8 protein-coding genes are annotated in these 13,105 nt (G+C 42.8%); 4 read left to right on the top strand and 4 right to left on the bottom strand.

What is annotated here, in order from left to right; genetic code table 11:
• Nucleotides 1–44 precede the first annotated feature (44 nt).
• On the top strand, nt 45–1,640 hold the full coding sequence (locus tag JMW61_RS02465) for a hypothetical protein (RefSeq protein WP_201549191.1): 1,596 nt from the start codon (nt 45–47) through the stop codon (nt 1,638–1,640).
• 363 nt (nt 1,641–2,003) lie between these two features.
• Nucleotides 2,004–3,578, top strand: a complete 1,575-nt coding sequence (locus JMW61_RS02460; RefSeq protein ID WP_201549189.1) for an OmpA family protein — start codon at nt 2,004–2,006, stop codon at nt 3,576–3,578.
• Between the two features lie 104 nt (nt 3,579–3,682).
• Here JMW61_RS02460 and nagZ read toward each other — a convergent pair whose 3' ends face one another.
• Nucleotides 3,683–4,768, bottom strand: coding sequence for a beta-N-acetylhexosaminidase (gene nagZ / locus JMW61_RS02455; RefSeq protein WP_201549187.1), 1,086 nt, complete (start codon nt 4,766–4,768; stop codon nt 3,683–3,685).
• Between the two features lie 504 nt (nt 4,769–5,272).
• Between nagZ and JMW61_RS02450 the strand changes: the two genes are divergently transcribed.
• Nucleotides 5,273–7,483, top strand: a complete 2,211-nt coding sequence (locus JMW61_RS02450) for a carboxy terminal-processing peptidase (RefSeq protein ID WP_201549185.1) — start codon at nt 5,273–5,275, stop codon at nt 7,481–7,483.
• A gap of 524 nt (nt 7,484–8,007) precedes the next feature.
• Here the strand turns inward: JMW61_RS02450 and JMW61_RS02445 are convergent.
• Complete coding sequence (locus JMW61_RS02445) at nt 8,008–8,493, bottom strand: FKBP-type peptidyl-prolyl cis-trans isomerase (protein WP_194195977.1); 486 nt, start codon at nt 8,491–8,493, stop codon at nt 8,008–8,010.
• 334 nt (nt 8,494–8,827) lie between these two features.
• On the opposite strand from JMW61_RS02445, the gene JMW61_RS02440 reads away from it, so the two are divergent.
• Entirely contained in the window at nt 8,828–10,873 is a 2,046-nt protein-coding gene (locus tag JMW61_RS02440; protein WP_201549183.1) for a M61 family metallopeptidase, read from the top strand.
• Between the two features lie 181 nt (nt 10,874–11,054).
• Here the strand turns inward: JMW61_RS02440 and copM are convergent, their stop codons facing one another.
• Nucleotides 11,055–11,864: a CopM family metallochaperone gene (gene copM, locus JMW61_RS02435; RefSeq protein WP_201549181.1), complete on the bottom strand. Its 810-nt coding sequence runs from the start codon at nt 11,862–11,864 to the stop codon at nt 11,055–11,057.
• 263 nt (nt 11,865–12,127) lie between these two features.
• Nucleotides 12,128–12,742 carry a pseudouridine synthase gene (locus tag JMW61_RS02430; protein ID WP_201549179.1) on the bottom strand — a complete coding sequence of 205 codons (615 nt, stop codon included), beginning with the start codon at nt 12,740–12,742 and terminating at the stop codon, nt 12,128–12,130.
• Between the last annotated feature and the right edge of the window lie 363 nt (nt 12,743–13,105).

The following is a 13,105-nucleotide window of genomic DNA, read 5'->3' as shown; positions in this document are numbered from 1 at the left end:
TTCTTTTACACGTATAAAGCGAAGGCCGAAAGAGGCAATAATCTATGAGTATTATCGACCAGTTAGAAAAAACCGTTACCCCAGCTGTATTAGGTCAGAGTGATAGCAAAGATAGCGTGGCGCATGTCAGTCTACTTGAGCAGTTTTATGCCATTTTAGCCGCGCGTCTAGCATTGCCTCAGGTTTACTCGCAACTACTTCGCACCGATCAATTGCTGGCGACCAACAATGGCACAGAAACGACATTGTTTAAGCAGCTATGGCAAGACCATGATATGCAGCAGACTATCATCCAAGAGCTTGCCGCTACGCATCATATTGATGAATCAATGACAACAGAGTTACTTATCAATTCATCACCACTCGCTTATCGTGAGCTGAAAATATTGGCCAATGGACAGTTTTTGCCAGCATTTTTGCAGGGTGAGCAGGCGGCGCTGCGTCAGTACTTACCGATATGGTCAGCGCCTATTATTGCTGCCAATTCAGGTTTGCACAATGAGTTAGGTTCAAAAACCATAGCGGAAGTAAGTCCTGTATTAGAGACTGATAACGTTTTAGGTAAACTTGATAAGCCCAATGTAGAGACAAGCGCAATCAGTGCAATGGCAGCAGCTGATATGGATAGCGCTGAGACAGAAAAAGAAAGCGATGACCTGAGTCCTAACTTGGATGCCATTCATGTCAACCCATCAGCACATCATCTGGCAGAAAATAGTAGTATCAAGCGAGCAAAAGTACGCACCCGTAATCAACGCAATGATTTATTGGTAAAGGTGTTTTTATTAGTCCTCGCGATTGCTGCTATGGCACTGGCTGCTTGGGCTCTACTAATCAAGCCAAACAATGTACCACCTGTGGAGCCAATTGCGACAGTACCTGCCGTCGCTGAGCCTACGCCACCTGTAGAGGTATTGACGCCAGTCGAGCTCATCGTGGGAATGGATAACAGCGGAGGACTCACTAGCTGTAGCGCTGTCGTGGGTGATGAAGCGCTACAGAGTGCATTGCAACAAGCGTTCAATACCAGTTTTGGTCAGCAATCAAGCACTTGTGAGTTGACAGTGCGGGCAGGCGTCGCCAATAGTATGGCGAATCTACCGACAGAGATGCTGCCTAATATTTTAAACATGCTTAGAGCGGTGCCATTTGCACGTCTGGAATTGCAGAACGATCGCCTCACGTTAGCAGCGCCAGATAGTAATTTATTGCAACGACTGGTCACGGATATCCGTATGTTGGTGCCAGCGATGATAATAGAAAGCAAGGAGCCACTGCCATTACCTGACAATAGCAATAATGGCAACAATGATAACGTGAACGGTATGTCAGGAATGAATGAGATGGGCGGTCAGTTTGCAAACGATGAGGCTGCTTTAAATAATCAGTATGGTAACGGTGATAGCAACGGCGGGTCTGGAGAGTTCCAAGCAGCAGATGACAACACAGGCGATCGTATGGAGCCAGCCCCTAATAATGGCATGAACAATAATACTATGAATGAGCCTGTTAATAATACTCGCAATATTCCCAACAATGCACCGACGAATAACCGCCCATCAGGCCCTATTTCAGAATCAGAATTAGATGATTTGGCGGGTACCTCTTTTATAGCTGAGCCTGCCCAAGTCAGAAACTAACGGGTTTGATAAGAGTTGTTTGATTGTTTTTACTTTAGGATTAACAATTCAGATAGATAAGCAGTATGGGGTGGTGGTATGAGTTTCTCGTACCACCATTTTTTTATCTAAGGTACTGTGTGATATAGGATATTGTGTGTGATAGGTTTATATGTGACAGTGGCGACATTACCTAACGTATCATTCGCACAACAACGTGTTGATTGTTAAAGCTGATTTAATACTTTTATAATAATAAAAAACTGAATACAGCAATAATGACACCGACCGTTATAGCTTTTATCTGTCATCAAAATCTTATCTAACAATATTTTTAAGTATTTTAAGCCTATAATCAGGTATTAATAAATAGGGAGTTATATTATGGATATTACCAGTCATTTGACCCGAACAGTAAGTCCAGCAGTATTGGAAGATGACCGTAGCCCAGCTAAAAAAAATCTACTTGAGCAGTTCTACGCTATTTTTGCTGCCCGCCTAGCGGATAATGCTACCTATGACCGTTTTGCCAATGAGAGTATTACTCGTGATGATCAAGAGTTCTATGATCGTGTATGGACAGACAGCTCGCAACGTGATCAAATCGCTCGTGAGCTGGCAGGCAAACACAATGTCGATGCGACAGCCTCTCGCGGACTCATTGCTATGGCCGCGCCACTTGCTTTTCATGAAATAAAAAGCTTGGCAGGTACCACGCCTGTACCACAATTTTTACATGATAATCTAGACAGCTATCAGCACCATATCCCTACATGGGCAAGCGCTGTCTTACCGGTTAGCAGCTTGGCAGCCGAGCCTGCAACTGAAGAAGTGCCTATTGCTCAGACAGCGACTACGGAACCATTGCCACGTGAAGACGAGCCAAAAGACAGCTTTTTGAAAGCGCTACTACCAATTATTGGCTTGATTATTTTGGGTGCATTGGCTTGGGCGTTACTACGTGGTTGCCAAGAAAATCCTGAGCCTGTTGCTACACCAGCGATGGCGCAGCAAGTAGCGGGTGTCAATAATGTAGAGCTTGCTTCATTACGTATTGCCACCGATGAAAACAGCGAACTGTACGCTTGCCGTATGAGCGTGGGTGATGAGACGTTGCAGACCAACATGATGAATGCACTCACGGCTGCATTTGGTGATGAAGCCAATAAATGCCGTGCTGATGTCGATGATAAATTTGCGATTGATATGCCAGCCACAGCTCAGCTGACGACCATTTTGCCTATTCTCAAAAATGTACCAAATGCGAGTATGCTGATCGAAGGCGATACTATCACCGTTAATACGTCTGATGTACTAGCACTGGACCAGCTAATCGCTGACTTAAAAGCCGCTGCTCCAGCCATGAAGGTACAAGCAGAAAGACCGTTAGACTTAAAAAATGAGATAGAGAGTAGTCTATTCGCTGCAAACAATGCTATGAAAAATCTTGGTGACAATCCTGATCCAAGTGATGTGGCTCGCGCGCTAAGTATTCAGGTTATCAATTTTACTGTAGATGATGCGACACTTCCTGAGGTCAATAAAGAGTTGCTTGACCGTGCTGCAAAAATTATTAGCGAAGCACCGGATATCAAATTGATGATTGTCGGTCACACAGATGGTCAAGCATCGGACGAATATAATAACAAGTTGTCTCTTGAGCGTGCTGAATCTGTCAAACAGTACTTGGTTTCTAAAGGTGTTGATGCCAATAAGCTCACAGTAAAAGGCATGGGCGAATCAGAACCTATCGCTGATAACTCAACCGAACAAGGTCGTTTCCATAACCGCCGTATTGAGTTTGTCGTTGACGATCAACCTACTGGTGCAAACGATGGAATGATTATTGGTAGTGATGCGCTTGACCCAGACTTGAACCCACTGGACAGTGATAACGATGATGTATTGCCTGATGGTGATGATGCAACTCAGGGTGCGGCAGTAGATCCAGCTAATTAATCGATATCATTTCGATTGAAGTACTATTAATAATAAAAAACCGCACCTTGATTAAGATGCGGTTTTTTACTTTATTAAATTTGTTATTTATAAATGATAAAGGGCTATTTATAGTCAGTAGGGTCTTTTGACTCATTGGTACTATTAGGTGTTTGCCCATCAGCTTGAGGACTAAAAAAGGCCTGAGTCACATTTTGCTTGGCCTGTTGCCAATACTCAAACTGCTGGCAAGTAGATTCAAGGTCCCCTTGCCATACTGGTATGTCACCACACATGGTTTTTATGCGGTTTTGGTTGGGATAAGGGAGGTCTTGTGCTGCTTGAGCCGCTTCATGTGCAGCGACTCGATCATTACAAACCAGTGCAATGTCACAACCTGCCTCAATCGCCGCTTTTACACGTGCGCTGACATCGCCCGCTGCTTTGGCACCTGCCATGCATAGGTCATCAGAGAACAAAACACCATCAAAATCAAGCTGATTACGAATGATGTCTTTTAGCCAAATTTTAGAAAACCCTGCTGGTTTATCATCGACTTGCGAAAAGATAACATGAGCAGGCATTAACGCATCAAGCGATGTGAGCGTTTGCGCAAAAGGCTGCATATCGCTATTCATAATCTCATCAAAACTACGTGTATCGATGGCCTCGGCCACATGTGAATCAGGCGCAACTGCACCGTGTCCTGGGAAGTGTTTGCCTGTGGTTGCCATGCCTGCCGTTTTCATGCCGCGCATAAACTGTGTCGCTAGGGCAGTGATCGCTTGTGGCTCATTATGAAAACTGCGATCGCCAATGACTTGACTGATGCCGTCTCTATCAAGCACTGGTGCAAAACTGAGGTCAATACCCACGGCCAATACTTCTGTCGCCATTAGATAGCCACAATCATAAGCAAGGCTCAGCGCAAGGCTAGGGTCGTGGTTGAATAATTCACCGAGCTTGCCCATCGCTGGCAAAGGGGTGAAGCCATTGCGCAGACGCGCGACCCGACCGCCTTCTTGGTCGACACCGATTAATATATCAGGGTTGTGATAGCGTATGTCATCGCACAAGGCTCGCACTTGCGCAGCATCTGCCACGTTTCGAGCAAATAAAATTACTCCGCCAACTTGTGCCTGTTTGAGTAAACTAACATCTTCAGCAGTCAGTGCGGTACTATCGATATCAATCATTAAGACGCCGTACATTGCGTAATCCTTATGGTGTTATATATTGTTATATGATGACTAGCGTTAAAAGTAGCAAGTGATGAATCAGAACGGTCTTATTATGACAGCTATTATTAATTGAGCATAATGTGGCACAGGTATCGACTCAAATCAATTTTTGGATAGCCATTAGAGCGGTACCAACATGTCCAAATAATGATGCACAACAAATATCATAGAAAGTTTGGTATGTGCAGGTGTAGCGTGTAATATTGCTTATACAGTTTGAGACAGTCGAACCATAATGCTCATGATAATATTGATTGATTTTGAACACTATTTGAACATTGTATTGGCAGTTTTTGACGAAATTTAGAGGCTATTATTAGGACGCTGTAATCGTAAGATGTCTACCAAGCATTATCAGTAACAAATATTTAAACGTACAAAAGAAATGAAATTTATAGGTAGCGAGATATTTAAGCACTTTTGATCTTTATAAAACAAATAATATTATTAACGCAAAATAACTAGGGATATATGATGAAAAAACAACCAGCACAGTGGTTACTCAGTGCAGCGTCAGTGGGCATCGCCGGTATTATTCTTACCCAGAGCTATGGAACGGCAGTCGCCGATACCAACACTGAAAGCTTCGTACAAACTCCCGAACAAAAAGTCACCACTCGCCAAGTAGCGGCATTGCTGGACCGCAGTCATTATCTGAATCAGCCGCTCGACAGTAAAACGGGTAGCGAGATTCTATCTATGTATATTGATAGCCTTGATCCAAACCATACTTTATTTTTGCAGTCCGATGTCGACGAGTTTAAGAAAAAATATGCCGATGACTTCGGTGCTCGTCTCAAACAAGGTGATTTATCTGCAGGCGTATATGTTTTCGAGCGCTATCGTAAACGTTCAAATGAGTATTTTGCGATGGCAAGTAAAATGCTAAAAACAAAGATCGATTTGACTGGCAAAGATACCATCGTGCTCGATCGTGAAAAACTCAATCATTTTAAAACCAAGAAAGAGCAGCGTGATTATTGGGCGCGTCAGTTAAAGTTTAGTTTAATGAGTATCACACTGGGTCAAGAAGACGAAAAAGCTAAAGAAGAAGTGTTTTTAAGCAATCCAGATATTACGCGTGGACAAGATCTGGTTCGCAATGATCAGCGTACCCCAAGCGAGATTTTACAAAATCGTTTATCGCGTCAGCAAGAGCAGTCAAAACGCCTTACCAACGATGAAATCATGGAAACGGTCCTAAATACAGCAATGCTGACTTACGATCCACACAGTAATTACTATGCACCGATTCAGGCAACTGAGCTGCAAATTCAATCTAGTTTGCAACTAGAAGGGATCGGCGTTTCTATCCGTCCAGATCGTAAAAACCCAGATTATACTCGAATTGTCACTTTAGTAGATGGTGGTCCAGCGGCTAAATCTGGACAAATCAAGCCAAATGATTTGATCGTTGGTATCGCAAAAGACGGTGAAACCATGACCGATGTGGTTGGCTGGTCAACGCGTGAGATTGTGAGTTTGATTCGTGGTAAGCGCGGAACCTCAGTGACCATCAAAGTACGTCAGCCTAATACTCCTGATGCTAGCGCCCGTAACGTCACGGTCGTCCGTGATATTATTAAACAAGAAGAGTCAGGTGTTACTCATCGTGTCGTAGAAGTGCAGCGTCCTAATATCGATAAAACACCAAAACGTATAGGTGTCCTTGAGATTCCAAGCTTTTATCTGAATTATCAAGCCCGCCGTAACGGTGAAGATTATCGTAGCGTTAGTATTGATACTGAAAAAGCATTAAAAGAGCTCAATAAAGAAAACATTGATGGTTTGGTTGTTGATCTACGTAACAACCCAGGTGGCTCATTAGATGAAGTCGCTAGAATGCTTGGCTTCTTTATTAAGAGCGGGCCGATGGTGCAAATTCGTGACAATCGCGGCAATATTCAAGTCTACCGTGACGATGATGGTGGTGAGCAACTTTATAGTGGCAACATGACGGTCATTACCAACTTAGCATCTGCGTCAGCCAGTGAGATATTTGCTGCTGCTATTCAAGATTATGGTCGTGGTCTGGTCGTCGGTAGTACAACGACAGGTAAAGGCTCTGCTCAGATTCAACTGGATAGTTTGGCACTAGGGTCAGCCACTTTAACGCAGCGTAAATTCTACCGTATTACTGGTGGTAGTACGCAGAATAAAGGCGTAGTACCTGATGTTGAACTGGTTAATATTTACGACGATGCCACCTTTGGCGAGCGTGCACAGAAAAAAGCTTTGCCGTGGGATACCATCAAAACAGCCCCTTATAAGCCTGAAGGCAAGTTTACTAACGATACATTAGCAACACTTAATCAACAATCTAAAATCCGCCAAGAGCAAAATCCACAGTTTGTTTATTTATCAGCGCTAAATGATATTCGTGATATGGAAGATGAGAAAAAACCTATCCAGCTCGATATCAATAGTCGCCGAGCCAAAATGCAACTGATTGAAAAACGTTCGTTGGAAGCTGAGAACAAACGTCTTATCGCAACTGGTGAGCGTCCTTATGCCAATTGGAATACTTATCAAGCGGCAATGGATGCAAAATTTGAAGAACGCAGTCGCATGAAGGCTAGTGAACGTCCAGAGTTACCTGAAGACGAAACCTTCATCAATGAAGCCGCTTATGTCATGCTGAGCGCTGAACCGAAAGCGTTGCTTAGTCCTCAAGAGAAGCTATAAGCAACAGTGCTGTGAATGGCAAAAATGTATTATTCAAATCCATGTAAGCATATGCTTACATGGATTGACGTTTATACCTCTTACTAACCATGGGGCAATCTGCGATTATAACTGTACGGCACGGCTGAACGAAAAGGTTCATTGGTACTAGGGATTGGTATCTTACAAGTCGCATCAAGGATAGGTGGTTTGCTGGTTAGGGATGATAGGGCTGGATGCCCGAATAGTTACAAGATGCCCCGGGATTAGGTATCTTATAACGATGACATGGATGGTTAGTGATAAAAGCCGCACAACGCTTGTCGTTATGCGGCTTTGTTACGTCTGCAGGATAGTAATTGATAGATTTTGGCTGCAAACTTATATGACGCAATATAGTCTCAGCAGTATTTCCTATAAATTGTGGGTACAAAAATAAGCAAAAAAAAGGGTCAGTAGCGATAGCTACTGACCCTTTTTAGATTGAACGACAATCACATTAGTGACTTACCGCCTCATCCTTTCTTACTCTTCTCTAAAAGAGATTAGTGCTCAACGCCACCAGCACCATGTACATGGCCATGGTTTAGTTCGTCTTCAGTTGCTGCACGTACTTCTTGAATTTCAACATCAAACGTCAAACGCTTACCAGCCAATGGATGGTTTGCATCAACGGTTACTTCTTCATCGTTTACAGCAGTAACGGTAACTAGCATTACTTGGCCACCAGCTTCTGACTGAAACTGCATACCAGGTTGGATGTCTTCAACGCCTTGGAAGTTGTCACGTGGTACGTGTTGTACTGCTTGCTCTTGATACTCGCCGTAGCCATCAGCAGGTTCAACAACTGCATTGACTTGTTCGCCAGCAGATTTACCTTCTAGCTGTTGCTCTAGGCCTGGGATGATGTTGCTATGGCCATGCAAATAAGCAAGTGGTTGACCTTCTGGTGATTGGTCAAGAATGTTGCCTTCGTCGTCTTTTAGTGTGTAATTGAATTTGACGGCGGTATCTTTTGCGATAGTAGTCATAAATTATCCTAAATATATCTGTGTAAAAAATTAAATACGGTTGCAATAAACCTAAAAAATCCAATTAGCAGGCCAAATAGCCACGTCATGAGTCAATTATCATCAGTTTATTAAAGTAACTTTAGCAGTTAGCATCTTTAATTGAGATGGCACATATAACTTTCAAGGTAAAAACAAGAAAAAATGCCATTTAATCTCAATAAATGTCACATTTTATTAAAATAAACGGTGTTTTAAGCAGTTTAGAGTGAGCTATTGGGTATTCGTGGTTTGGCGGTTGCGTTTTTGAGTAAGGGCTTCTAACATAATGATAAAAACAAGGATGAAAAAGACAATGACTTCCGTTACTAATACTGCAAATAATCAATTCATAGATAGCAATACCAATAATGATGTGAACAATACCAACGTAATCGCTGATATCAGTTATCGTTTCGATTTTGATCGTTTCTTTGAGCATTTGATCGATGTATCGCTGAGCTTTACGGCAACGGCCAATTCTCCTCAGCTTTGGTTGCCAGCATGGATACCGGGTAGTTATCTGATGCGTGAGTTTGCCCGCAACATCACCGCCGTGCACTATCAGGTGTTAGATGGTCAAGCAACGGATAGCAAAACAACTAGCCAAACAACAGATAGTGGCATACCACTTAAGACTTATCGTGCGCAGAAAATAGACAAACATACTTGGCAGCTACCTCAAGTAGAGGCAGGGCAGACAATAGAAGTTCACTATGAAGTGTACTGTTATGATCTGTCGGTACGTACTGCCTATGTTGATCAGCAGCGCTTATACGGTAATTTCACCTCGCTTGCCTTAGCAGTTGAGGGGCAAGAGCATGCACCTGTCAATGTGAGCTTAATCATTCCGGCTACGTTTTTTGCAGATAAAGAAGAAGCGCGTGTCGTTCTGGCATCTGGTTTGAAATCTACCCATTTGAAACTCGATGGTCAGCATGCTTACGGGCTACAAGCAGATAGCTATCACGAGCTGATCGATTATCCTTTTGAAATCGCAGAACAAGATAAGTTTGATTTTATTATTCAAGATAGCGAACATCAGACGCTACATCATAGTTTTTACCTTGCTGGTAAGCACAATGCCAATATGGGCAGATTGCAGCAAGATATCACTCAGATTTGCCAGACGTATTTAGGCTGGTTAGGTGGTGCACCTTTCCATGATTACACGTTTATGACGTTTGCCAGTGGTCAAGATTACGGTGGCCTTGAGCATATCAATTCTACCAGCTTGATTACCCCGCGCCGTGACTTGCCAAGTATTGATGAGCCAAAGATACCAAGCACAGATTATCAGCGGTTTTTAGGTTTATGCAGCCATGAGTATTTTCATTCATGGTGGGTCAAAACAGTACGCCCTGATGTCATGCTAGAGGTTGATTTGCGCCGTGAGGCTTTCACGCCGTTACTTTGGGTGTTTGAGGGTTTTACGTCTTATATCGATGACTTTATGTTGCAAGCGTCAGGTGTGATTGACAAATCAAGCTATCTAAAACTATTGGCTGAGCAAATCAATCGCTACTATCAAACCGCTGGGCGTGCGTATCAGAGTGTCGCAGAGTCGAGCTTTGATGCTTGGATTAAGTTATACCGCAATGACGAAAACACGGGTAATGCGGGTATCAGCTATTATAATAAAGGGGCGCTGGTTGCGTTATGTTTGGATTTGACGCTGCTACAAAAGAGTGCTGGTCGCTATCGTCTGTTTGATGTGGTCAAGGCCTTTTATACTCAAGCCAAGCAAAATGATAACAAGCGTGTTGGCATCAGTAGTGCTGATATGGGTGCGGTCATTGGGCAGTTTATGCCAGTAGAGGATTGGGAAAATTTTGAGCATCGTTATGTCAATGGTGTTGAAGAACTACCAATTGAAGCGCTGTTGGCTGCCAATGGTACTAACATGCGTACCAATACAAAAGAGACCGCTGATAAGCATGTGCCGTGGGGTATGCGTTGTACTGAAACGCCCGCCGGACTAAAGGTTAATCGCGTACAGCGTGATAGTGCGGCTGCCAGAGCTGGGATTTCAGCGCATGATGTCATTGTGGCGATTGACGGTATTAAAGCGGATAGTAAACAGTTGGCTTCGCTTAGCAATGCAGCACATAATGTTGAATGTTATTTGTTCCGCCGTGATGAGTTGATGTGTGTCAATGTACTGCCGAAAGCGGCTATGGAATTACAACAGTCAGCCAGTGTTGATAATAGTACGAATGATATGAATGAAAAAGCATTTCCGCATAAAGTGAGTTTGCACTTAGCAAAAAATGATATATCGTCAGGCATTAGTGACGAGCACTCTCTAAATAATGCGGGCTGGCAACCATGGCTTAATGCGATAGAACGTTATCAGAGTTAGTGCGTTAGTTTAAGTACACTAATTTAAGGTTATCGATTTTAGCCACTCTGCCTAAGTATTCAGTTTGAGCATTCATAGAAAATAAAACCTCTGCTAAATGATGGTATTTAGCAGAGGTTTTGCGTTATATGCTATTGGTCTTTTTCAAAGATTGCTTAAAATATCAGAAGTAACTCAGTCTCTAAGAGTCAGGTGTTTCAGTTTTTGCGTCTACTTCACCTTCATCAAGCTTATCTTCTGTACTTTCATCTGTTTGAGAGTCTGCAATCCAATTTTGCATCCGTTTGATTTCGGGTTGCTGAGTGTCGATGATATCTTGTGCCAGTTGACGCATCTCTTCGTCAGTACCATATTTCAGCTGAATAGTGGCCATTTCTACTGCTCCCAGATGATGCGGTAGCATGCCGCGCGTGAATGCCATGTCAGGGACGGGATCGGCAATACCTAATACCATCTCACCATTCAAGACATCCATACTTCTAGCATAGGCCTGTTGCATAGCCTCAGTATTGGGTTTCGGTTTTGCCGTATCAGGGTGGCTGGCAAGCCATTTATTCAAAATATCGATTTCAACTTGTTGAGCGTCAATAATCTCTTGGGCAAGCTGACGTACTTTTTCATCAGTACCGTATTTCAGCTGAATTTTTGCCATATCTATCGCGCCACGGTGGTGGCCTAGCATGCTTTTAGCGAATGCAGTGTCAGGGTCGTTGTAACTCATACCAATCATCATTTCATCATGCATTCTAGTCATTGATTTTGTATAGTCTTTGAGTACATCAGTCATTTGGCTTTCGTCAATGATGTCTTCATTTTCCGCCAAATCATTAGCTTCGGCTTCATCTTGAGTCTCTGCTATATCAGTCACTGGCGTGGTGACTTCTTCGTCAGTGGTCGCTTCATTGTTTTCTGTTGTCGGCTGACAGGCACTCAGTATGAGCGCAGCAGAAACACTGGTGGCCAACAATAAAAAACGATGAGAAGCAATCATAATGTATTCCTAGAATAAAAATTTAATAATAAATGAATGAAACCTATTACAGACAACCACTCATGTTTCGAAGCTTAGCAGATAAACCTTACCCGTTCGAGACGCTATGTTTAATGGGTCGTAAGCTAACTAATTTATAGACAAAAAATGCTATATAGTTGATTCAGTTTAAAAGTGAGTCAAGGCAACCGAGTGCAGATGTCTATGTGGTACTTCAAGCAGAGGTTGACGCTGTCACTCTTTTATAGAGAATTAACTATAGATTAACCGAATATCCCTAACTGCTTACAGAGCTCACTATCCAAATGAACTCGTATAGACTCACCAACTGCCAAATCACTTAATTCAAAACCTGCAACTGACCAGCGTATCAAACGTAAGCAAGGCAGCCCCACATGCGCAGTCATGCGTCTTACTTGGCGATTTTTACCTTCATAAATAGTAAGCATCAGCCATGAATCTGGCACACTTTTACGCTCACGTATCGGTGGGTCACGTTGCCAGAGCGGCATTGGTAACTCATCTTCACTGACATGTTTAATCTCAGCAGGCAGGGTTTTGCCATCTTTGAGAATCACGCCTTTTTGGAGCTTACTAAGCTGCTCAGGTGTAGGGATGCCTTCAACTTGTACTAAGTACGTCTTGCCTTGTTTGCGACCAACATTGGCTTTGGGTGGATGGGTAATTGCTTTGTTAACTCGACCATCATCAGTCAGAATCAGTAAGCCTTCTGAGGTCGCATCAAGTCTGCCAGCCACCCGCAATGATTTGTCCGTAAAGTATTCCGATAGCGTGGTGTGGTTGTTATTACTGTCATCTCTGAACTGACTTTGCACGCCATAAGGCTTATTGAATAGTACGAGACTAGAGGTCGACATAAACAGCTATTTCCTAAATATAAATGAGTCAGTATTACTTACTATCTAAATGATGATACACCTTAACATTCAAAATAAAAATGAGCACACATTCTGGATATACTGCGTCCTGCTACAAAAATAAGACGGTACGAGCTAAGGGCTTCCATTTCATCTATATTTTGATAGGTTTGTCATGTGTTTTTGAATACTATATGTTTTTCTAATTAAGATAAGCGTCTATTATAAAGTGTTTTTCTATTGTTCACAGAGCCACTCATATTTTTTGCTGAGATGAATACAGAGCGTAGGCTGTATGACGGCACCCAGAAAAGGGCTCTACAATACAATCGTTCCAATATAACTTGGATATAATGTTAAAGA

The sequence above is a fragment of the Psychrobacter fjordensis genome (assembly GCF_904845995.1).
Lineage (GTDB): Bacteria > Pseudomonadota > Gammaproteobacteria > Pseudomonadales > Moraxellaceae > Psychrobacter > Psychrobacter fjordensis.
Note: the sequence above shows the minus strand (reverse complement) of the source record. Positions and strands in the feature narration are given on the sequence as shown.

What these genes read in the sequence shown, in the direction of transcription:
- JMW61_RS02465 (WP_201549191.1), top strand. Translation starts at nt 45, where the DNA reads ATGAGTATTATCGACCAGTTAGAAAAAACCGTTACCCCAGCTGTATTA.
- JMW61_RS02460 (WP_201549189.1), top strand. Translation starts at nt 2,004, where the DNA reads ATGGATATTACCAGTCATTTGACCCGAACAGTAAGTCCAGCAGTATTG.
- nagZ (WP_201549187.1), bottom strand. Translation starts at nt 4,768, where the DNA reads ATGTACGGCGTCTTAATGATTGATATCGATAGTACCGCACTGACTGCT.
- JMW61_RS02450 (WP_201549185.1), top strand. Translation starts at nt 5,273, where the DNA reads ATGAAAAAACAACCAGCACAGTGGTTACTCAGTGCAGCGTCAGTGGGC.
- JMW61_RS02445 (WP_194195977.1), bottom strand. Translation starts at nt 8,493, where the DNA reads ATGACTACTATCGCAAAAGATACCGCCGTCAAATTCAATTACACACTA.
- JMW61_RS02440 (WP_201549183.1), top strand. Translation starts at nt 8,828, where the DNA reads ATGACTTCCGTTACTAATACTGCAAATAATCAATTCATAGATAGCAAT.
- copM (WP_201549181.1), bottom strand. Translation starts at nt 11,864, where the DNA reads ATGATTGCTTCTCATCGTTTTTTATTGTTGGCCACCAGTGTTTCTGCT.
- JMW61_RS02430 (WP_201549179.1), bottom strand. Translation starts at nt 12,742, where the DNA reads ATGTCGACCTCTAGTCTCGTACTATTCAATAAGCCTTATGGCGTGCAA.